The organism is Halorhabdus amylolytica (assembly GCF_004944975.1).
Classification (GTDB): domain Archaea; phylum Halobacteriota; class Halobacteria; order Halobacteriales; family Haloarculaceae; genus Halorhabdus; species Halorhabdus amylolytica.
Genome location: NZ_SPQG01000001.1, coordinates 75,708 through 96,539 on the forward strand (window position 1 = coordinate 75,708; position 20,832 = coordinate 96,539).

Here is a 20,832-nt window from a genome sequence, read left to right on the forward strand (position 1 = left end):
CGGTTTGGATCCGGAAAAACGCCCGGACCCGCTTCGATCGCTGAAAATGCTGAACAGTTAACCCGCCGGCAGGCCAATCCCCTCCCATGACTTTCGGGAGCGTCATCACCGGCGCCGAGATGGCCGTCGTCGACGCGAACGCCGCCGCGCTCGGGGTTCCGCCGAAGCAACTCATGGAGTCCGCCGGCAACGCGATCGGTCGAACCGTTCGTGAGCTTGCCGATCCTGACGATCGCGTCGAGATCGTCGCCGGCACGGGCAACAACGGGGGCGACGCGTTCGTCGCGGCCCGGTTTTTAGAGGCGTACGACCTCCGAATCACGCTGCTCGGGAGTCCGGACTCGATCACGACCACGATCGCGCGGGAGAACTGGGACGCCCTCGAACGGACGAGGATCGAGACCCGTACCGTCAGTGATTCGACGGCGTTCGATCTCGACGATCCGGACGTGATCGTCGATGCGATGCTCGGGACGGGAATCTCGGGGGGCCTGCGCGAACCAGTCGCGAGCGCCGCAGCGGCGATCAACGACGCCGACGCGACGGTCGTGAGCGTCGATGTCCCCTCGGGGCTGGACGCTGCGACGGGCGCTATCGCGCCGGGAACTGTCGAAGCGGATCGTGTGATAACTTTTCACAAGCCAAAACCCGGCCTGGCGGATCTGGATGTTCCAGTCGACGTCGCCGATATCGGCATCCCGGACGCGGCCGAACGGATCGTCGAACGGGGCGACCTCCTGGGACTCTCCCGCCCAGCGGACAGCCACAAGGGTGACTTCGGCGAAGTGCTGGTCGTCGGCGGCGGACCCTACACCGGCGCACCGGCGCTGGCCGCCCAGTCGGCCCTGCGGGCGGGCGCTGACCTCGTCCGCGTCGCCTGTCCGGAATCGATCGCCGACACGGTCGGGAGCTACAGCGAGAACCTGATCGTCCGCCCGTTCGCCGGAGATCAGTTCGATCCGGACGCCGTCGATCACGTCCGCGAACTGGCGGCGGCCCACGACACGGTCGTCTTGGGTCCGGGGCTCGGACGCGCAGAACCGACACTCGATGCGGCGCGAGAGTTCCTGGTCGGCTTCGACGGCACGGCAGTCGTCGACGCCGATCCGCTCGCCGTTGTCCCCGACGTGGACAGCGACGCGACGCTGATCTGTACCCCTCACCGCGGGGAGTTCGAACGCATGGGCGGGCAGGCATCCGCGGACGTGGACGACCGTGCCGACGCCGTCGCGGAACTGGCTGCAGATCTCGACGTGACGCTGCTCGTGAAGGGGCCGACGGACGTGATCTCTAACGGCGAGCGAACGCGACTTAACCGGACCGGCAATCCGGGGATGACCGTCGGTGGAACCGGCGATGTGCTCGCGGGCGTGACGGGCGCGCTGGCCGCCACGCTCGACCCCCATCCCGCTGGCTCACTCGGCGCGTACGTGACCGGCCGGGCCGGGGATCTCGCTGTCGACGAACGGGGGTACGGCCTCGTCGCGACGGATCTGCCCGATCGCGTCCCGACGGCGATGTGGGACGAACGTGACGGGTGAGCGCCGAGATCACCTCCGAAGGCGCGCCCGCACGAGACCATCGACGTTTTATCGATTCTCGCTCGTCTCGACGCCGGTGATCTCGAAGCGTGCGCCACCGGCCGCACTCTCCGTTACTCGTATCTCCCACCCGTGAGCGTCCACGATCTCCTTGACGATCGAGAGGCCAAAGCCGGTTCCGTCGGCTCCAGTCGAAAATCCCGGATCGAAAACTTCGTCGCGGTCGTCCTCCTGGATACCGACACCGTCGTCCGCGACGTAGAAGCCATCGTCGAGGTCGTCCACTGTCACAGTCACGTCCTCACCGCCGTGTTCGACTGCGTTCGTGAACAGGTTCTCGAACAGTTGTTTCAACCGGCCAGGGTCAGTGTCGATCGTCTGTTCGGCTTCGACTCTGAGTGTCGCATCCTGCGTCAGTACTGTCTCCCAACAGCGCGAGGCCGTCGTTCCGAGATCGGTCGGTTCGAGATCGCTGGCCTGCTCGCCCTCTCGGGCAAGCGCGAGTAGATCGTCGATCAACGCGAGGCTGCGCTCGATCGCGTCCGCTGCATCGTCGAGCGAATCGCTGTCGGCTGTCTCCCGTGCCAGTTCGATACGGCCGCTCGCGACGTGCAATGGGTTTCGGAGATCGTGGCTAATCACACTGATGAATCGATTGAGACGATCGTTGTGCTGTTGTAGTTCTCGTTCCCGTCGCTTCTGGTCGGTGATATCGACGTGTATCCCGACGGCACGGATCGGCTCACCCTCGGACGTTCGTTCGACCACCTTTCCGATATCCCGGATCCACTTCCAGTCCCCCTCGGCCGTGCGCATCCGATGTTCGGTATCGTAGTAATCCGTCTCACCCTCGATGTGGGCGTCCAGTACTGCTTGCACGGCTTCTTTGTCGTCCGGATGGACGCGACTCTCCCACGCATCGAGATGGGGTTCGATGTCGTCGAGCGTGTACCCGAGCATCTCCGCCCACTGTGCGTTGTACTCGACAGCGTCGGTCAGCATGTTCCAGTCCCAGACTCCCAGACCCGTCCCCTCGACGACCAGGTCCAGGCGCTCTTTGGTCTTCCGGAATTCACGTTCGGCTCGCTTGCGCTCGGTGATGTCCCGGACGATCGACAGGATAGACGATTCGCCGTGGAACGTGACCGTCGTCGCATTGATTTCGACAGGGATCGTCTCTCCGGACCGCGTTCGGTGTTCAGTTTCGAACACCGACCGGCCGGCCGCCATGACTTCCTGGACGCGCTCGGCGACCGTCGCTGGCTCGACATCGACGTTGAGGTCCGCCGGTGTCATCGTGAGAAGTTCTTCCTCCGAGAAACCGTACCGTTCGACGGCTGCCTGATTAACGAACGTGAACGACCCCTCTTCGGGATGAACGAATATCGCATCGTCCATTTCGTCCAGTACGGACTCGAGCGTCTCTCGACGTTTCGTCTGGGCTGTGACGTCGCGGTAGACCCAGAGATGACCGTCGCCACTCGGTAACTCGATCGGCTTGTACGTTCGTTCGAACGTTCGGCCGTCCGCACGTGACAGTTCTTCAGTGACTGGCGACGTCTCCTCGGCAACGAGCTCGTCGATCCGCCCGACGAAGCGTTCCGGATCGAGGAACTGTTCGCTGACCGTCCGGGCCATCTCTTCACAATCCGCACCGACGACTTCCGCCGGTGTGCCGGGCAGGTCGAACAGTTCGAACAACCGCTCGTTGGTCGCCAGGACGTTCCGTGCTCCGTCTTCGGCGAGAACGCCGACGGGGAGCGTTTCGATCAGCGTCGAGAGGATCGCCGTCGTCCGTTCGAGTTCCTGCTCGCGTTCCTTTCGGTCGGTGATGTCGCGGTTGTTCGTAACGATCCCGTTGATTGGATCCGTATCAAGATGGTTCGAACCGTTGACTTCCAGCCAGCGCCACTCGCCGTCAGCCGTTCGAAACCGACACTCGACGGAGACAGTCTCCGCCGGTTCTTCGAGGAGGTTGTCGAACGCAGCCTCGATCGCAGCGACGTCCTCGGGGTGGATGTATTCGAATCCGTTCCGTCCGAGCAATTCTCCCGGCCCATATCCCAGAATACGCGTGACTGCGGGACTCTGGTACTTGATCGTCCCGTCCGCATCGAGAACAGTGACGATATCGGTCGATTGTTCAAGATACGCTTCGTAGCGTTCCAGTTCGTGTTCCCGCCGCTTGCGCTCGGTGATGTCCGTGATAAATCCTTCCAGGATTTCAGTATTCTCCACGGTGGCGTCGACCAACCGTCCGCGTTCCCACATCCATCTGATGTCGCCGTCCTTCGTTCGAATACGATACGTGACTTCGAACGGCCGCTCCGCGTCGACGGCGTTCTGGACACGTTCCCACATCCGATCTGCATCATCCGGATGCAGGACGTCCTCGCTCCAATCGACGTCTCCACTCTCGATGGCTTCGGCAGTGTATCCCGTGAGCGTTTCACATTCTCCCCGAACGAACTCCATGGGCCAGCCAAGTTCGTTCCGGCACCGATAGACGATCCCGGGCAGGTTGCTGATCAGTGTTTCCAGCCGTCGGCGCTGCTCTCGTCGGTCGGTGATGTCGCGGGTGAAGCCGACAACCCGGACGACAGTCCCGTTATCGTCGAAGACGGGCTCGCCTTTGACCCAGACTGCGCCCTGTTGGGCATCGCCACGCAGGATTCTGTATTCGATATCGATCTTTTCGCCGTTCGAGAGGCGTTCCATGGCGTCTCTGACCATGTCGCGATCGTCCGGATGGACTCCGTTCAGGAAGTCCCGCGGATCGTCCCTGATCGCGGATTCGGACCGATTCCAGACGTCTTCGTATCCTGAAATAAAGATGAGTTTCTCCCAGTCACGATCGAACATCCAAAGACAGTCAGTCGTGCTTTCTGAGAGTTCTGTCAGTCGCTTTCGCGTCCGTTCGGCTTCCTGCCGGGCGCGATACTGGTCGACACTGTTCGCGATGCGATTTGCCAGGACCGCATACTGGTCAGTGCCTCCCTCCTTTTGCATATACTCGGTCACGCCCACAGAGATGGCCTCACTGGCGACTTCTTCGGACCCTCTGCCGGTATAGAGAATAAAGGGGAGGTCCGGGTGGGTCTCACGGACAGTTTCGAGAAATTCGATCCCGTTCCGGCCAGGCATCTCGTAGTCGGAGACGATACAATCGACCTCGACACTGTCTAAGACCTCCAGTCCGTGTTCAGCGTTCGTCGCCGTTTCGACCGTGAAGCGGTCGTCCTCACGTTCGAGAAACGTCGCGGCTAGATCGGTGAAGTCCGGCTCGTCGTCGACGTGGAGAACTCTGATCGTCTCGGGCCTATCCACCATGCATTTGTGCTCGTTACGGGGATAACAACGGGAACGAACTTAAGCGATTGTTCCGGGGGAGGAGCCGCCTAGACTGTCATCGCCGTCCTGGATTGGGGGTACGGGGGGCGTTCAGAGGGATCTTCGACAGAATCACGAGGCGTCCGACCGTCGCCTGGGACATGCCGACGATCAGCGACACGTACCTGAAGAATCGCTGGCGGGTCCAGCCCAACCACGCCAACAATTACGGCACCGTCCACGGCGGTAACGTCATGAAGTGGATGGACGAACTCGGTGCGATGTCGGCCATGCGCGCGGCGAGCGAACCCTGCGTCACGGCTTCTATCGATCAGATGAACTTCCACCGGCCGGTACCGACCGGCGAGACAGTGATCATCGAGTCCTACGCGTACGAAACCGGACGGACCAGCATCAAAGTGGCACTCGAGGCCGCTCGCGAGAACCCACGGACAGGCGAGCAGGAACTGACTACCAAGTCGCGATTCGTCTTCGTCGCCATCGACGAGGACGGCGCCCCCGTGGAGGTACCGGATCTCACCGTGGGTAGTGACCGCTGTCGGACGCGACAGGAGAAAGCCTTCGAACGCGAGCGGAATGGAGAGTGACGCCGCCGGTTCAGGCCGACGCTTCGGGAAGGTTCCCGGCCTTCGCCCGAGACTGTTCGACGACCGCCGGCCGACCCTCGAATTCGAGGACGATCTGCTCGCCGTACTCGACATCCTCGACGTGGGCGTGGTCGTGGATCCAGGAGACGACGCTCATCGCGTCGTCGGTCATCGGCAAGACGAGTCGTTCGCGCCTTAGATCAGGCAGTTCCTCGTCGATCCGTTCACGCAGGCGATCGACGTTATCACCGGTCTTGGCGCTAACGGCCACCGGGTTCGGTGCGAGCGCCGAGAGTGCCTCACGCTTGCGTTGTAACTCCTCGTCGTCGACTCTGTCGACCTTGTTCAGGACAGTCAGGATCGGTGCTTCGTTGCGCTCATAGAGCGTGTCGTGGGACGTTACCAGTTTCTCCCGGATCTCTTCGACTGACTCGCTGACGTCGACCACGAGCAAGACCAGATCCGCCCGATAGACCGAGTCCAGCGTCGACTTGAACGACTCGACCAGCCAGTGTGGCAGATCGGAGATAAATCCGACCGTGTCGGTCACGAGGGCGTCCCGCCGTTGTAGGTCTACGCGTCGTGTGGTCGTTCCGAGCGTCGTGAACAACCGATCCTCGGATTCCGCGGTTTCGTCCAGATCGGGATGGATATCGCGGTTCTCGTCGATATCGAGATCGCTTGCCAGGCGTCGCAACAGCGTCGATTTCCCGGCGTTGGTGTAGCCGGCCAGCGCCACGAGGTCGAACCCCGACTCGCGGCGTTGTTCGCGGCGCTGTTGATCCGTCTGCTCGATCCGGTCGAGTTCGTCCCGGATGCGGGAGATCTGGGCTTTGATGTCCTCCTCGCGACTCTCGTCGTACTCGCCAAGCCCCATGAACCCGGGGCGCTCGTCGCGTTTGGCCAGACTGGCCTTGGCCTCCGCGCGCGGGAGTTCGTATCTGAGTTCGGCCAGTTCGACCTGTAGCTGGGCCTTGCGGGTCCGTGCACGCTGGCCGAAGATTTCGAGGATGAGCCGAAACCGGTCCAGCAGCCGGACCCCCTCGGGTAACTCGTTGCCGAGGTTGAACGTCTGATAGGGTCCGAGCTGGTTGTCGAAGACGACGGTTGTCGCGTCAGTATCGACGACGCGTTCGGCGACCTCGGCGGCCTTCCCTTCGCCGACGTGATAGGCGGGGTCTTCAGTCCGCGTCTGGGTGAGCGTCCCGACGACGCGATACCCCGCGGCCCCAGCCAGGTTCTCGATCTCCGTGGTGTCTCCACTCCCTTCGTCGACGCGCTTGACTACGATGGCCCGTTCGGTGTCTCCAGTGTCTCCCGTCACTCGTCGTGGGCTACGTGACGCGAAGTATTGAAATCTGGGTCCGGTTGCCGGCGTCGCCACTGGTCGGTCGGACACCAAAGGGGAACGTGGGGGCTGAACCCCCAGCGTGTGACACTACGGAGCCGTTTGGCTCCGGTAAGGCCTATGGGCCAGAGGATCATAAGTCCTGAGACGGTTATCAGGCGCTGAAAAGCAGCCAACGCCGGGGTCGGCGTTACTCTTCGTGGCTCGCGACGCCGATGTGCGGACCGACGTCTGCGTGATCGTCCAGCAGTTCCTGCATCCGTTCGACGGTCGCCACGCTACGAGTCGGGCCGGTCTTGAGGAAGTCCTCGGTTCGGTCGATGACCATGCGCGTGTCCGATTGCAGGAGGAGGATCGGCACGCCTTCCTCCTCGGCGCGGCCGACGATGGCGTTCGACGGACGGAATCCGCCACCGAGGATGATACACTTGATCCCCGAGGCTTCCAGGGCAGCCGTGATGATCTCCGGACGGTCGCCGCTGGTAATCATCACCGCGTTCTGCATCCGGCGGAACTGCGTCAGCGCGGACTCGCCTGACATTGCACCGACGGTGAAGCGCTCGACGAAAAGATCTGTCCCGGCGTCGGAGGTCAACACTTCGGCCCCGAGCCGTTCGGCCAGGTCGTCAACGGTCAACCCAGCAAGTTCCTGGACGCGCGGGACGACGCCAAGCACGGGGATGTCACGGTTCTCGAGGAACGGCACGACGTCGGTGGTCAGCTGGTCGAACACCGAGTCCGGAACGGCGTTGAACAGAACACCGGCCAGCGAGTCGCCGAGCGTCTCCGCCGCGGCGAGGATGTCGTCGACGTCCTCCGGTTCGTCGTAGCGCGAAAGCAGGACGACCTGGGCGTCGAGCATCTCGGCGATGTCGGCGTCCGTGAGGTCGACGATACCGCCGGTAGTGAGCCGGTCGGTCCCTTCGATGACCATCATGTCCCGTTCGCCGGCCATCTTCTCGTAGTTCTCCAGGACGCGATCACGGAGTTCTTCCGGTCGTTCACGACCCTGGATGGCCTCCTGAACGAACGTCGGGGTGTAGACGATCGGTTCGAGTTCGTGCATTTCCGAGTCCAGTCCCAGCAGCTGTCGGGCGAGCATCGGGTCTTCGTCACGGGTCTTGCCCGTCGCGCTCTGGAGGCGCGTGCCCTTGGGTTTCATGTACCCGACGCTGTGGCCGGCCGCGTCGGCCAGCTTCGCGATCGCGAGTGAGACTGCGGTCTTGCCGGTCGCTTCTTCGGTCGAGGTGACGAGTATGGGATCCATATGTTAGTCCTCCGGTGGGAGTGGGTTTAAAGTTCCTCCTGATCGACGGTCAGGCGGATGTCGACCGCCGAGACGCCATCTGGCGTCGCGACGAGTGGGTTGATGTCCAGTTCTAGTATCGCGGGGAAGTCGGTGACGAGTTGGGAGATGCGCTGAATCGTCTCGACGACGGCATCCTCGTCAACGGGCTCGCGGCCACGAGCACCGCGTAACAGCGGCGCGGAGTCGATCTCGTCGATCATCTCCTCGGCTTCGGGCTCGCTGACTGGCGCGACCCGGAAGGTGGCGTCCTCCAGCACTTCCACGAAGATCCCGCCGAGCCCGAACATCACCAGCGGGCCGAACTGCGGGTCGCGGTTGATCCCGACGATGGTCTCGGTCCCGGCGTCGAGATTCGCCATCTCCTGAAGCTGGACACCCAGGATCGTCGCGTCGGGCTGGTAGTTGCGCGCGCGAGCGATGAGGTCGTCGTAGGTTTCGGCGACCTCGTCGTCGGGGACGCCGACTTCGACGCCACCGATGTCGGATTTATGCAGGATGTCCGGACTGACGATCTTCATCACGACGTCGCCGTCGATATCGCCGGCCGCCTGTACGGCCTCGGTCTTGTTCGTCGCGATGGCGCTATCGGGCATCGGGATACCGTAGGCATCCAGCAGTTCCATCGCCTCGACGCCGAGCTTGTTTGTGTCCCGATCCTTCGTTCGTTCGAGGATCTCACGGGCACGCTCGCGATCCACGTCAAAGTCGGTCGGGTCGACGTACTCGTGTTTCTGAATCTCGGCGTACTCCCGGAGTGCGTCGAGGCTTTCGACGCCGCGGGCGGGATCGAAGTACGACGGGATCCCGGCTTCGCCGAGGATCTCGTTGGGTTTCTCGGCCGTGTCGCCGCCCATGAGGCTGGCTGCCATCGGGACACCTGACTCCTCGTGTTTCTCGACCATGACGTCCGCCAGCGTCTCGAAGTCGATAGACTGAGGCGAGGAGACGACGATGACCGACCCGACGTTCGGGTCCTCAAGGACGATGTCCAGCGCCTCTTCGTACCGGTCCGCGGGGGCGTCCCCCAGAACGTCCACGGGATTGAAGATGTTGGCCTCCGCCGGCATGGCTTCCTCGAGATCCTCGAGGGTTTCGTCGGTGAACGAGGCCATTTCGAGGTCCGAATCGCCGATCGCGTCGGTCGCCATCACGCCGGGACCGCCGGCGTTGGTGACGATGGCGATATTGTCGCTTTCGGGCAGCGGCTGGTCGCCGAGGATAGTCGCGTAGTCGAACAGTTCCTGGACGCTGTTGGCCCGGATGACGCCGGCCTGTTCGAGCCCTGCCTCGTAGGCGCGCTCGCTGCCGGCGATGGCCCCGGTGTGGGAGGCCGCGGCCGAGGCCCCGGCTTCCGTCCGCCCGGACTTTACGGCGACGATCGGCGTGTCTTTCGTCACGTCTCGGGCAGTATCGATGAACTCCCGGCCGTTCTCGATGTCCTCGAGATACCCGAGGATGACGTCCGTGTCAGGGTCGTCGCCCCAGTAGTCGATAAACGACCCCTCGTCGAGGACGGCTTTGTTGCCAAGCGAGACGATATCGTTGAACCCGACGTTGTGGTCGCCGGCCCAGTCGAGGACAGCCGAGATGAACGCCCCGGACTGGCTCATAAAGGAGATGTTGCCCGCGATGGCCGACTTCTCGGTGAACGTGGCGTTCATCCCGACCGACGTCGAGATCACACCCAGACAGTTCGGCCCGACGAGGTTGAGATCGTATTCGTCGGCGATCTCTTTCATCTCCCGTTCGCGCTCTACGCCCTCGCTCCCGGACTCGCCGAACCCGGCCGTGATCACGGCGACGTCACGGATGCCGGCCTCGCCGGCCTGGCGGAGGACGTCGTTGACGATCTGTGGCGGGACGACGACGATCGCCAGGTCGATGTCCTCAGTCCCCGTGAGGTCGTCGTAACACTCGAGTCCGAACACCTCCTCGGAACTCGGGTTGACAGGTACGACGTCACCGACGTAGCCGTCGAGAAGATTCTCCATGATTGCACGCCCGACGGCCCCGTCGCTTTCGGTAGCACCGACGACAGCGACCCGTTCGGGCGCGAACAACGTATCTAATTGGCCCATCGTATCTCCTATAAGTTGGGTATCACGGGGGAAATATTTACCTGAATCGTCTCCGTCTGGGTACGAGTGTCGTGCAGATTCATGGAAGATAGACGGCCGGTACCGTCCGATCTTTCGTTCGCCCCGTGATACCGAATGACGATACTATCGTTGACATGTAATAAATTTTTTCATTTGTGGCGCGGGTCTGGTCGGGGTGTCCGATCAATCCGGGCAGGACTTGATCGTACCTTTATGCGTCTTCCCCCGAAGGGGTATGACATGAGCAGCGATTCGGTTCGGCCCACGCCGGCCGAGATCGTCGGCGAACTCACGCGAACGTTGCGAGCACTCCGGCGGGAGTTACGTGAGGCGAACGGTCGGGGAGGACGGAGACTCGATCGTCTCGTCCAGTTCACCAGCGAGGTGACCATCCCGGCGACGATCCTGGTACTCGAAACGAACATTCGGGCCCTGGGTCTCCTGCAGCGGACGCTCAGACTGGCCCGCGACGCCGAGGCCGAGGAGGGGTCACAATCGGCGGAGCTGTCGTCGGTTGGACACTCGGTTGTCGACCGCATCGACGAGGCCCTGCGCGAGGCCCAGTCGACTGTCGAGAAGACGTCCACCGACGAGAAAGCACGGGAACTCCTCGACGAAGCACGGGAACTCAACCGCCAGTTGGCGGCCCGGCTCGATGCTGACGACGCGGGGAATCGGCTCGATGCTGACGATGCCGGGGCGACCGCATCAGTCGACGTCGAGTCCGAACTCGCCTCGCTCAAGGACCAGTACGACGACACGGGCGATAGCGAGGCCGACGCGGACGACGGACCTGACGGGGATTGATCAGTCCTGGGTTACAGGGAGGTCGGGTTCGCCGGGCAACAGGGACTCGAAGTGGTCGCTCGGGAACGGCGAATGGAACAGGGGTCTTTTTTACCGTCCGGGTGCCAACGAACTGGCAATGAAGTCAGTAGACGACCTTATTGACAGCGCGGAGGAGTTGACCGGTCTGGGGCTGTCGAAAGGCGAAATCGCCGACGAATTGAACGTCTCCAGGGAGACCGCGAACTGGCTCGTCGAACAGACTGAGGCCAGCGAAACCGTGTCGACGAATACCGATGCGCCCCACGATATCCACGTCGACTGGAGCGCGATCGGCCGTGACAGTCAACGGCTCTCCTACGTGGGACGGGCGATAGCCGATCTGCTCTCGAAGGAGGGCGAGGAAGTGGACCTCACTATCGGGATCGGCAAGTCCGGCGGCCCGCTGGCGACGACCGTCGCACGCGAACTGGAGTCCGATCTCAGCGTCTACACGCCGAGCAAGCACCGCTGGAACGATACGGAGAGCGAGACGACAGGGTCGTTCTCACGGAACTTCGCATCGATCCGCGGGCGGGACTGTTACATCGTCGACGACAACATCGACACCGGCAAGACGATGACTGAGACGATCGAGATCGTCCGCGAGAAGGGGGGTAACCCGGTCGCCGGAGCCGTACTCACAGACAAACACGGCGAGGAAACCGTCGAGGGGGTCCCGATCCACTCGCTGATCCAGATCGTTTCGATGAACGAATAGAGGTTTCGCCCCGTCCGACCATCCGACGGGCGTCGACCGACCGAAAGTCCGAAAGCCTTCTGCGGGGTATGCGGGGACATGCTCTCGCTGGCGCTCGCCGGGAAGCCCAACGCCGGGAAGTCGACGTTTTACACGGCGGCGACGATGGCCGACGTCGACGTCGCCAACTATCCCTTCACGACGATCGACGCCAACCGCGGAGTGACCCACGTCCGGACGGACTGCCCCTGTCTCGATCGTGACGGGCGATGTGACAGCGAGCACTGTCACGACGGCAAGCGCTACGTCCCGGTCGAGTTGCTCGATGTCGCCGGCCTCGTCCCCGGCGCCCACGAGGGCCGGGGGCTGGGCAATCAGTTCCTCGACGAACTCACGGACGCAGACGCGATCCTCCACGTGGTCGACGCCGCGGGTGCCACCGACGCGGAAGGCGAACCGATCGGCGTCGGCGAACACGATCCCGTCGAGGACCTGGATTTCATCGAACGGGAGATGGACCTCTGGCTGGCGAGCGTCGTCGAACGCAACTGGGAGACCGTCGAACGCCAGTCCCGATCGCCCGAGTTCGATCTCGACGAGGCACTCACTGAGTTTCTCACTGGCGTGGGCGCGACGGAACTCGACGTCGCACGGACACTCAGGAACGTCGAATATCCCGAGGATCCGCTCGCGTGGACGAACGAGCACCGCGAGGCCCTGGCCCGGGAGATCCGCGAGCGGACCAAGCCGATCGTCGTCGTCGCGAACAAGGCCGACGCCGCCAGCGCGGAGAACGTCCAACGGCTCAAAGAACGCAACGAGGCGACGATCCCGGCGACCGCCGACGGCGAACTCGCGCTCCGCCGTGCGGCCGAGGCCGGCGCGGTCGCCTACGATCCCGGCGATCCCGACTTCGAGATTCGCGGTGACGTCAGCGACGACCAGCGTCAGGGACTCGAACAGATTCGCGAGGTGATTGCCGAACACGGCGGAACGGGCGTTCAGGCGGCACTGGACGAGGCAGTCTACGACGTGCTCGATCACATCACGGTCTACCCGGTCCAGGACGAGACCCACTGGACCGACGGCCAGGGGAACATGTTGCCCGACGCATTCCTCCTGCCGAGCGGTTCGACGCCGAAAGATCTGGCCTACGCTGTCCACAGTGACATCGGCGACGGCTATCTCCACGCCGTCGACGCGCGTGAGGGGATGCGGATCGGCGACGACACGGAACTCGAAGAGGGCGACGTGATCAAGATCGTCTCGACGGCGAACTGAGGGGGATAGAGATGATCGACGATGCCGTTCCGGTAGCCGAACTCCGTCCGAGTCAGTGTTACCTCAATGCCCCGAAAGTCGCCGCCGTCGTCGACCGAATCGAGGGGGCCGTTTTCGATCCGGGACCGCTCCCTGTCTACGAGTTTGACGGCCAGCGGTACCTGACAGATGGACACACGCGAGCGTTCGTCGCCTATCTCACCGGCTGCGATCGAATCGCTGTCTACGAGGACGAGCAGGTAGCGGCGGAGTACGATCTGTCCGTCTATCGTGCGTGTATCCAGTGGTGTGAGCGCGAGGGGATCGAAGGAGTCCCGGATCTGGCCGGTCGCGTCGTCGGGCCGGCGACGTTTCAGACCGAATGGATCGATCGATGTCGGGAACTCGCTGACGACAGCGACAGCGATCCGGCCGGTGGAGGGTAGTTACGCCACGGATTCCGTCGCCGAACGCATGATTTCGAGGGCCTCTTTCAGCTGTTCGAGATCGGTCGCGTAGGAGATCCGGGCATAACCTTCTCCACCGTCACCGAAGGCCTCACCCGGCACGACCACGACGCCGCGGTCGATCACCGCCTCGACCCACCCCTCGGGTACCTTCGGCATCGCATAGAACGCACCCCGCGGTTTGGGCGTTTCGAGGCCGATGTCCTCTAGGCCGTCGAGAAGGACATCCCGACGTTCCTCGAAGGCGTCGACCATCTCCTCGACCCGGTCCTGTGGCCCCGACAGGGCGGCCTCGGCGGCGTATTGCGCGGGCGCGCTCGCACACGCTTGACTGTACTGATGGACGCGCAACATTCGCTCGATGCGATCTTCGCTGCCGGTGACCCAGCCCAGCCGCCAGCCCGTCATCGAGTAGGTCTTCGAGCAAGCGTTGATCACGACGACGTTGTCACGCTCGGCGAATTCGGCCGGCGAGCGGTGGTCACCCTCGAAGACGATGTGTTCGTAGACCTCGTCGGAAATACACAGCACGTCGTGCTCGTCGGCGATACGGGCGAATTCCCGCATGTCCTCGGGAGACTGGACCGCACCCGTCGGATTCGCGGGGCTGTTGACGACGAACGCTGCCGTCTCGTCGGTGATCGCCTCCTCGACGGCCACGGGATCGAGTGTCAGGTCTTCCCGGAGGCCCACCGGCTTGGGCGTCCCGCCGGCGAGGTGGGTCAGCGCCTCGTAGGAGACGAATCCCGGATCGGGATAGATGACTTCCTCGCCCGCATCGACGTGTGCTTCCAGAGCGAGATGTAACGCTTCGCTGCCGCCCGACGTGGCGATAACGTTCGCCGGGTCAACGTCGAGATCGTTGTCGCGGGCGTGCTTTGTGGCGATGGCCTCGCGCAACCCGCGGGTGCCCTTGTTCGAGGTGTAGGCATCGGCATTGCCCGCCCTGATAGCCTCGACGGCAGCTTCACGCGCGTGTTCGGGCGCGGGAAAGTCCGGCTGGCCGAGTCCGAGGTTGATCGCGTCCTCGCTGGCAGCCTCGAAGACCTCGCGGATGCCAGAGATCGAAACCTGCTCGACACGGCTGGAGAATCTGGCCATACTGTGTGCCCGGGCCAGCGTCCCGATAACTCTTGAGGTTCATCCTAACCGGCAGCTCGATCAACCGGGGACACCCACGGAGCTCGAAAGCGCACGGTCCGACGACTTTGTCCGAGAAATCCCCGCGATTTCCGCCAATTACCTGGATTATTTATAAATATAATCAGTTCTCTCTTGATCGGGTAGGAGATATTTTTCTCAATTTCAATTAGAAACAAACATATACGCCAGAGAAAAGTAGAACGGAAGCAAAGACCATCACGGTCGGTAATGCTCCCAGAAGAACGCCGGCGACACATCGTAGAACTGGTCGAAGGAGGGGGTGGCTGTTCAGTCCGGGAACTCGCCGAGGAACTCGACGTCTCGAAGGCGACGATACGCCGTGATCTGGACCAGCTGGAATCGCTAGGTCACGTCAATAGATCCCACGGTGGAGCTGTCCCCGTTCCGTCGGTCGGTGCCGAAGAATCGTATACGAATCGGGAGATCCAGCACTTCGAGGCCAAGCGGGCTATCGGCGAGCGCGCGGTCGAGGAGATCCGCGACGAGGAGATCGTCTTCTTCGACGGCGGAACCACCACGCTACAGGCGGCGAAATGTGCCCCCGAGGATCGGGGGTTCGTCGCCGTCACAAACGCTCCGCCGTTGACTGAGGAGTTACTTTCGCGGGCGGAAGAAGTCAAGCTGACGGGTGGAACGCTTCGGCTCAAGACCCGAACGCTCGTCGGGCCAACCGCCGAGCACTTCATGGAGCAGAAGTACTTCGACCTGGCATTGCTGGGGACTAACGGGGTTCACAACTCCGTCGGATTGACCACGCCAAACGAGGTGACGGCGAAGATGAAGTCCCTCATGATCGAGCGCTCCCAGCGCGTCGTCATGCTCACCGATGCGTCGAAGTTCGGGGAGTGCAGTTTCTCCCAGTTCGCCCGGATCGACGAGATCGACACGCTGATCACCGACGAGTATCCGCCGGAGGCACTCGAACGGGTCTTCGACGATGCGGGTGTCTCGGTCGTCAAGGTCGATGTCGAATGATACTCACCGTCACGTACAACCCGGCCGTCGATCACACGATCAGCATCGAGACCGAACCCCGGCCGGGACGGGTCGAGCGCGCCACTGAACGTCGTTTCGACGCCGGTGGGAAGGGCATCAACGTTTCGCAATATCTCGCCGCCCTCGGCGTCGAAACAACCACGACGGGACTACTCGGCGGATTCACGGGCGAATACGTCAGGGATCTCCTTGCGGCGGAGCCGTTCGACGCCCCGTTCGTCGACGTTGAGGATGCCACGCGGCTGAACGGGACGGTCCACGCCGCCGACGGCGAGTACAAGTTCAACGAGCGCGGGCCGTCGGTGGATCCCGACGTCGTCGAGGATGTCCTGGCGGTCGTCACCCGCGAGTTGCCCGACCAGGTCGTCGTCGGCGGAAGTCTCCCGCCCGCACTCGGTCCTGACGCGATCGACCGGATCTCCCGAGCCGGCGACTGGGAGACAGCGGTCGACGTCGGCGGCGAATTACTGGCGCGACTCGAAGCGCACTACGCCTGCTGTAAACCCAACCGTGAGGAACTCGCGGCCGCAACCGGTCGGTCGGTCGATTCCGTCGCCGAGGCGATCGACGCCGCCGAGGAACTTCGCCGGATGGGATACGATCGCGTCGTCGTCTCCTTGGGCGCGGACGGAGCGGCGCTGGTCTCGGAAGACGAACGTCTGTACGCCCCTCCACTACAGACGACTGTCAGAGACACCGTGGGGGCTGGCGACGCGTTGTTGTCGGGCGTACTGGCGGGGTTCGAGCGGGGAGTGTCCCCAAAGCAAGCACTTGCACTGGGTGTCGCAGTCGCGTCCCGTGCCGTCGCCACGACCGGGTCCGGCGTCCCTGACCTCGATGACGTCGATACGTTACAGAACCGCGTGGACGTGTTGGATCGGTCCAGTGAGCCACCGTGACGTTTTCGACAAACAATTTATTTCGTACATAAACGTACAAAACAATCACGTTCGCGTATTTAATTGCAAAGTGCATCGTCTATTATCCCTGTACCATGTCAGCTGAAGATAGCACGGATTCGGAACTCAGGAAGAGCCTCGTGAGTCTAAAAGAGGACGTGATGACGGGCGTCTCGTACATGATCCCGTTCGTCACGATCGGCGGGATTTTCCTGGCGATCGGATTCATGTGGGCGGCGACGCCGTGGTCAGGGACGACCGTCGAGACCATGTTCAACGAGAGCGCCTACGGGACGGCCGCGTGGTTCCTCGGCCAGATGGGGACAAAGGGACTGTCGATCATGGTCCCGATACTCGGGGCGTACATCGCCTATTCGATCGCCGATCGACCCGGTCTCGCGCCCGGGTTCATGCTGTCGTATATCATCCAGGACGGGGTCGTGTTGGAACAGTCCGCGACCGTGATCGGGTTCCCGGCGGGCCAGGCAGCGGCGGGGTTCCTCGGCGCGCTCGTCGCCGGACTCCTCGCGGGGTACGTCGCCAACTGGTTCAAACAGCGAGACGTACCGAACGTGATCAAACCGATGATGCCGGTGTTGATCATTCCGGTGGCTACCGTCGCCGTGCTGTTACCGGTCATGCTGTTCCTCATCGGCGTACCTGTCGCGCTGGCCAACGCCGAGATGACTGGCTTCCTGAGCGGGTTGCGGGGTGGCGAGGCAGTCGTCATCGGGCTCGTCATCGGCGCGATGATGGCCTTCGACATGGGCGGCCCAGTCAACAAGGTCGCGTATCTCTTCGGCGTTGGCCTCATCTCCGAGCAGGTGTACGGGCCGATGGCGGCGGTGATGATCGCCGGCATGACGCCGCCGTTGGGCATGGCGCTGTCGAACTTCCTGGCGCCACACAAGTACCCCGACGAGATGTACGAGCAGGGCAAAAGCGCGGTCGTGCTCGGCCTCTCGTTCATTACGGAGGGCGCGATTCCGTACGCGGCGGCCGACCCGTTCAGGGTGATCCCGAGTCTGATGGCAGGCAGCGCTGCGGCAGCCGCGACAGCCATGACGATCGGCGTCGAGATGCCCGCACCACACGGCGGTATCTTTGTCCTGCCGCTGGCAGATCCCATCTGGGGCTTCATCGCAAGTCTGGTCGTCGGCACCGTCGTGACAGGCGTGGTCGTCACGCTGTTGAAGCCCGATCACGTTCCCGAATCAGAAACCACAGAGGCAGCCGATTGAGACCGACTTCCAATTCATGGACGAAGCTACTATCGACCAGGTCATCACTGAGGATCTCATCGTCCTCGAGGAACCGCCAGCGAACAAGGAAGACGCCATCGAGTACATGCTCGACATTGCCGTCGAGGCGGGCCGGGTCACCGACCGCGAGGCGGCCCTCGAAGCGGTGCTCGAACGCGAAAGACAATCGACGACGGGTGTCGGCAAGGGGATCGGTATCCCCCACGCTAAAACCGACGCCATGACCGAACCGACGGTCGTGTTTACCCGCTCGACGGAAGGAATCGACTTCGATTCGATGGACGATCGGCCCGCGAAGTTGCTGTTCCTGTTGCTCGTCCCCGCCGAGGGCGGCGAGGAACACCTCGGAATTTTGAGTTCGCTCTCGCGAGCGCTGATGCACGACGAGGTACGGGAGAACCTGCTGACCGCCGATTCGAGTGCGACCGTCAAGTCCATCATCGTCGACGCACTAACATGAACGAGGTACACGATAGCATACCACAGATGATCCAGCGTACAGTCACCGTCGTCCCGGAAGAAGGGTTGCACGCGCGGCCGGCGTCGGCGTTCGTCGAGGCCGCAAACGAGTACGAGGCCGATCTGCAGGTCGGGCCGCACGAGGAGGATCCGGTCGACGCCCGGAGCATGCTCGGCGTGACGAGCCTGGGCGCGAAGGGCGGCGATGAACTCGTCATCTACGCCGACGGCGAGGACGCAGAAGCGGCCCTGGACGCACTGGAGGACGTACTCTCGACTCCGGAGGACGAGTTCGACGATGAGTGAACGCAGGTTCGAGGGTACGGGTGTCACGCCGCTGTCGGGCGTCGGGACGGTCCGGTGGTACGACCAGTCAGTCGAGTTGCCCGATCCGCCGGCCCCCGAGTCAGTCGACACCGACGCCGAACGCGATCGCTTCGAGGACGCCCGCGCGGAGGCGCGCGATCAACTCCAGGCCGAGCGCGAGCGGGCCGCCGAGGCCGTCGGGGAGTCCGAGGCGGAGATTCTCGACGCGCACGTGCAGTTCCTCGAAGACCCCCAGATCGTCAGCGGCGTGGAGGACGCCATCGACGGCGGGTTGCCCGCCGAACACGCTGTCGAGGAGGGCTTTGCGGACGCGATCGAGACGCTCGCCGCGGCCGGCGGGAAGATGGCCGAGCGGACTGACGATCTGCGGGACATCCGTGACCGACTGTTCCGTATCCTCTCGGACACCGAAACCGTCGACCTCGCTGACGTCCCCGAGGGAACGGTCGTGCTCGCGGAGATGGTCACCCCGAGTGACACGGCGAAACTCGACCCCGAGCGAGTTGCGGGCTTCGCAACCGCGAAGGGCGGGCGGACCTCCCACGCTGCGATCTTCGCGCGCTCGATCGGCATCCCCGCGGTCGTCGGCGTCGGGGAGTCGCTGTTCGAGATCGAGGACGGGGCCGAGGTCGTCGTCGACGGGATCGAAGGGATAGTCATTCTCGATCCCGACGAGGAAACCCGCGAGCGCGCGAGCGGCGGTCGGGACGTCGAGATCCGGACCGAACCAGTGGCGACTGAGGACGGGACGGAGATCGAAGTCGCGGCCAACCTCGGGACGCTGGCGGAACTGGACGGCGCGGCCGCCCAGGGCGCGGACGGGATCGGGCTGTTCCGTTCCGAATTCCTCTTCCTCGACCGGGAGTCCCCGCCCGAGGAGGACGAGCAGTTCGAGACCTACGTCGAGGCCCTGGATGCGTTCCCCGATGGGCGGGTCGTCGTCCGGACGCTCGACGTCGGCGGCGACAAGCCGATCCCCTACCTCGAACAGCCCGAGGAAGACAATCCCTTCCTGGGAGTTCGTGGGATCCGCCGGTCGCTTTCCTTCGACGACGAACTCTTCCGGACGCAGTTACGTGCGCTACTGCGGGCCGCGGGCGTGGGCGAGGGGACGCTCAGCGTCATGTTCCCGCTGGTCTCGACCGTCGAGGAAGTCGAGTCGGCGCTGGCGACTGTCGAGGAGGTGAGTGACGTCCTCGATGACGAAGACGTCACCCACGGACGCCCAGAGCTAGGTGTGATGATCGAGACGCCCGCCGCCGTGCTGATGGGGCCGGAACTGGCCGAGTGCCTCGATTTCTTCTCGATCGGGACCAACGACCTCACGCAGTACGTGATGGCCGCCGACCGGGAGAACGACGACGTCGCCGACCTTCACGACCCGCGCCACCCGGCCGTCCTGCGGGCGATCGACCGGAGCGTCCAGGCCGCCCACGCGGGCGATGCCTGGATCGGGATGTGCGGCGAGATGGCCGGTAATCCCGAGGTGACGGAACTACTCGTTGGACTCGGACTCGACGAGTTGAGCATGAGTGCTGTCACGATCCCCGACGTGAAGGCCAACGTCGAAGCGACCGACGACGAGACGGCTCGCCGGGTAGCACAGCGGGCGCTCGCCGCGACCACGAAGTCAGAAGTGATCGAGACACTGAGTGATACACAATGAAACTCGTCGCAGTCACGTCATGTCCGACAGGTATCGCACACAGCCAGATGGCCGCCGAGGGACTCGAGCAGGCCGCCGAGAACCTCGGCCACGAGATCAAGGTCGAGATCCAGGGCGCGATGGGCGCTGAGAACGAACTCACCGGGGAAGACGTCGCCGAGGCCGACGCGGTCATCATCGCGGCCGACACCTCGGTCAGCCGGGACCGCTTCGAGGGAAAACCGCTCGTCAAAGCGCCCGTCAAGGATGGGATCAACGACGCGGAAGACCTGATTCGGACGGCCGTCGAGAAGGCCGGCGGTAACGTCGAATCCCCCGCCGGGGACGAGCAGCCAGACACCGAAGGGGCTGGCGGGGAACCGGACGCCGAGACCGGGCAGTCACCGGACGCAGGGACGGGTTCGACCTCGAAAAGCGAGGAGTCGGACCGCAAAGAGGACGACGGCGGGATCGTCGCCAAGATCAAGTCGCTGTTCAAGGGCGCGGCCGAACCCTGACTGTATCGCCCCGTCCGATTCGGGCCTGACGACGCCGAGTTGCCTACAGTTTTACCCTCCGGGCCAGTAGGCCCG

Annotated in this window: 18 protein-coding genes; 13 read left to right on the forward strand and 5 right to left on the reverse strand. The window is 63.3% G+C overall.

All coding sequences use genetic code 11. The features are described from left to right. Positions 1–86 precede the first annotated feature (86 nt). Positions 87–1,541 (forward strand): NAD(P)H-hydrate dehydratase, encoded by a 1,455-nt coding sequence (locus E3374_RS00380; RefSeq protein WP_136686592.1) that lies wholly within the window; start codon positions 87–89, stop codon positions 1,539–1,541. A 48-nt stretch (positions 1,542–1,589) separates the two neighbouring features. Here the strand turns inward: E3374_RS00380 and E3374_RS00385 are convergent, their stop codons facing one another. Further along, positions 1,590–4,871: a PAS domain-containing protein gene (locus E3374_RS00385; protein WP_136686593.1), complete on the reverse strand. Its 3,282-nt coding sequence runs from the start codon at positions 4,869–4,871 to the stop codon at positions 1,590–1,592. 161 nt (positions 4,872–5,032) lie between these two features. Between E3374_RS00385 and E3374_RS00390 the strand changes: the two genes are divergently transcribed. Further along, the gene (locus E3374_RS00390; RefSeq protein WP_136686594.1) at positions 5,033–5,479 is read left to right on the forward strand and encodes an acyl-CoA thioesterase; all 447 of its coding nucleotides are present in this window, start codon (positions 5,033–5,035) and stop codon (positions 5,477–5,479) included. 10 nt (positions 5,480–5,489) lie between these two features. Here the strand turns inward: E3374_RS00390 and hflX are convergent, their stop codons facing one another. The 3 genes from hflX to E3374_RS00405 form a co-directional block, all read right to left on the reverse strand. After that, complete coding sequence (gene hflX / locus E3374_RS00395) at positions 5,490–6,803, reverse strand: GTPase HflX (protein ID WP_136686595.1); 1,314 nt, start codon at positions 6,801–6,803, stop codon at positions 5,490–5,492. 214 nt (positions 6,804–7,017) lie between these two features. Then, the gene (locus tag E3374_RS00400; RefSeq protein ID WP_136686596.1) at positions 7,018–8,094 is read right to left on the reverse strand and encodes a phosphotransacetylase family protein; all 1,077 of its coding nucleotides are present in this window, start codon (positions 8,092–8,094) and stop codon (positions 7,018–7,020) included. A gap of 26 nt (positions 8,095–8,120) precedes the next feature. Further along, entirely contained in the window at positions 8,121–10,214 is a 2,094-nt protein-coding gene (locus E3374_RS00405) for an acetate--CoA ligase family protein (RefSeq protein ID WP_136686597.1), read from the reverse strand. 261 nt (positions 10,215–10,475) lie between these two features. On the opposite strand from E3374_RS00405, the gene E3374_RS00410 reads away from it, so the two are divergent. From E3374_RS00410 to E3374_RS00425, 4 genes are all read left to right on the forward strand, one after another. Beyond that, the gene (locus E3374_RS00410; RefSeq protein ID WP_248299352.1) at positions 10,476–11,042 is read left to right on the forward strand and encodes a DUF7547 family protein; all 567 of its coding nucleotides are present in this window, start codon (positions 10,476–10,478) and stop codon (positions 11,040–11,042) included. A 118-nt stretch (positions 11,043–11,160) separates the two neighbouring features. Beyond that, positions 11,161–11,781 carry a transcriptional regulator GfcR gene (gfcR, locus tag E3374_RS00415; protein ID WP_136686599.1) on the forward strand — a complete coding sequence of 207 codons (621 nt, stop codon included), beginning with the start codon at positions 11,161–11,163 and terminating at the stop codon, positions 11,779–11,781. A gap of 78 nt (positions 11,782–11,859) precedes the next feature. After that, positions 11,860–13,041 (forward strand): redox-regulated ATPase YchF, encoded by a 1,182-nt coding sequence (locus E3374_RS00420; RefSeq protein ID WP_136686600.1) that lies wholly within the window; start codon positions 11,860–11,862, stop codon positions 13,039–13,041. Between the two features lie 11 nt (positions 13,042–13,052). Further along, positions 13,053–13,466 carry a histone acetyltransferase gene (locus E3374_RS00425; protein WP_136686601.1) on the forward strand — a complete coding sequence of 138 codons (414 nt, stop codon included), beginning with the start codon at positions 13,053–13,055 and terminating at the stop codon, positions 13,464–13,466. Here E3374_RS00425 and E3374_RS00430 read toward each other — a convergent pair whose 3' ends face one another. Continuing rightward, entirely contained in the window at positions 13,467–14,588 is a 1,122-nt protein-coding gene (locus E3374_RS00430) for a pyridoxal phosphate-dependent aminotransferase (protein WP_136686602.1), read from the reverse strand. Positions 14,589–14,858: 270 nt separating this feature from the next. Here E3374_RS00430 and glpR point away from each other — a divergent pair, with 270 nt between their 5' ends. From glpR to E3374_RS00465, 7 genes are all read left to right on the forward strand, one after another. Further along, positions 14,859–15,626 (forward strand): HTH-type transcriptional regulator GlpR, encoded by a 768-nt coding sequence (gene glpR / locus E3374_RS00435; protein ID WP_136686603.1) that lies wholly within the window; start codon positions 14,859–14,861, stop codon positions 15,624–15,626. Continuing rightward, positions 15,623–16,546, forward strand: a complete 924-nt coding sequence (gene pfkB, locus E3374_RS00440) for a 1-phosphofructokinase (RefSeq protein ID WP_136686604.1) — start codon at positions 15,623–15,625, stop codon at positions 16,544–16,546. The genes glpR and pfkB overlap by 4 nt, the downstream gene beginning before the upstream one ends. A gap of 95 nt (positions 16,547–16,641) precedes the next feature. Continuing rightward, positions 16,642–17,787, forward strand: coding sequence for a PTS fructose transporter subunit IIC (locus E3374_RS00445; protein ID WP_136686605.1), 1,146 nt, complete (start codon positions 16,642–16,644; stop codon positions 17,785–17,787). A gap of 16 nt (positions 17,788–17,803) precedes the next feature. Continuing rightward, positions 17,804–18,268 (forward strand): PTS sugar transporter subunit IIA, encoded by a 465-nt coding sequence (locus tag E3374_RS00450; RefSeq protein WP_136686606.1) that lies wholly within the window; start codon positions 17,804–17,806, stop codon positions 18,266–18,268. Between the two features lie 29 nt (positions 18,269–18,297). Beyond that, positions 18,298–18,573: an HPr family phosphocarrier protein gene (locus tag E3374_RS00455; protein WP_248299372.1), complete on the forward strand. Its 276-nt coding sequence runs from the start codon at positions 18,298–18,300 to the stop codon at positions 18,571–18,573. Further along, complete coding sequence (ptsP, locus tag E3374_RS00460) at positions 18,566–20,260, forward strand: phosphoenolpyruvate--protein phosphotransferase (protein WP_136686607.1); 1,695 nt, start codon at positions 18,566–18,568, stop codon at positions 20,258–20,260. The genes E3374_RS00455 and ptsP overlap by 8 nt, the downstream gene beginning before the upstream one ends. Beyond that, on the forward strand, positions 20,257–20,757 hold the full coding sequence (locus E3374_RS00465; RefSeq protein WP_136686608.1) for a PTS fructose transporter subunit IIB: 501 nt from the start codon (positions 20,257–20,259) through the stop codon (positions 20,755–20,757). The genes ptsP and E3374_RS00465 overlap by 4 nt, the downstream gene beginning before the upstream one ends. Positions 20,758–20,832 lie beyond the last annotated feature (75 nt).

Excerpts from the sequence above, each read along its gene's own strand:
- E3374_RS00425 (WP_136686601.1), top strand. The coding sequence starts at position 13,053 with ATGATCGACGATGCCGTTCCGGTAGCCGAACTCCGTCCGAGTCAGTGT.
- E3374_RS00405 (WP_136686597.1), bottom strand. The coding sequence starts at position 10,214 with ATGGGCCAATTAGATACGTTGTTCGCGCCCGAACGGGTCGCTGTCGTC.
- glpR (WP_136686603.1), top strand. The coding sequence starts at position 14,859 with ATGCTCCCAGAAGAACGCCGGCGACACATCGTAGAACTGGTCGAAGGA.
- E3374_RS00385 (WP_136686593.1), bottom strand. The coding sequence starts at position 4,871 with ATGGTGGATAGGCCCGAGACGATCAGAGTTCTCCACGTCGACGACGAG.
- E3374_RS00445 (WP_136686605.1), top strand. The coding sequence starts at position 16,642 with ATGTCAGCTGAAGATAGCACGGATTCGGAACTCAGGAAGAGCCTCGTG.
- pfkB (WP_136686604.1), top strand. The coding sequence starts at position 15,623 with ATGATACTCACCGTCACGTACAACCCGGCCGTCGATCACACGATCAGC.
- ptsP (WP_136686607.1), top strand. The coding sequence starts at position 18,566 with ATGAGTGAACGCAGGTTCGAGGGTACGGGTGTCACGCCGCTGTCGGGC.
- E3374_RS00410 (WP_248299352.1), top strand. The coding sequence starts at position 10,476 with ATGAGCAGCGATTCGGTTCGGCCCACGCCGGCCGAGATCGTCGGCGAA.
- E3374_RS00465 (WP_136686608.1), top strand. The coding sequence starts at position 20,257 with ATGAAACTCGTCGCAGTCACGTCATGTCCGACAGGTATCGCACACAGC.
- E3374_RS00430 (WP_136686602.1), bottom strand. The coding sequence starts at position 14,588 with ATGGCCAGATTCTCCAGCCGTGTCGAGCAGGTTTCGATCTCTGGCATC.
- E3374_RS00380 (WP_136686592.1), top strand. The coding sequence starts at position 87 with ATGACTTTCGGGAGCGTCATCACCGGCGCCGAGATGGCCGTCGTCGAC.
- E3374_RS00420 (WP_136686600.1), top strand. The coding sequence starts at position 11,860 with ATGCTCTCGCTGGCGCTCGCCGGGAAGCCCAACGCCGGGAAGTCGACG.
- gfcR (WP_136686599.1), top strand. The coding sequence starts at position 11,161 with ATGAAGTCAGTAGACGACCTTATTGACAGCGCGGAGGAGTTGACCGGT.
- E3374_RS00390 (WP_136686594.1), top strand. The coding sequence starts at position 5,033 with ATGCCGACGATCAGCGACACGTACCTGAAGAATCGCTGGCGGGTCCAG.
- E3374_RS00450 (WP_136686606.1), top strand. The coding sequence starts at position 17,804 with ATGGACGAAGCTACTATCGACCAGGTCATCACTGAGGATCTCATCGTC.
- E3374_RS00400 (WP_136686596.1), bottom strand. The coding sequence starts at position 8,094 with ATGGATCCCATACTCGTCACCTCGACCGAAGAAGCGACCGGCAAGACC.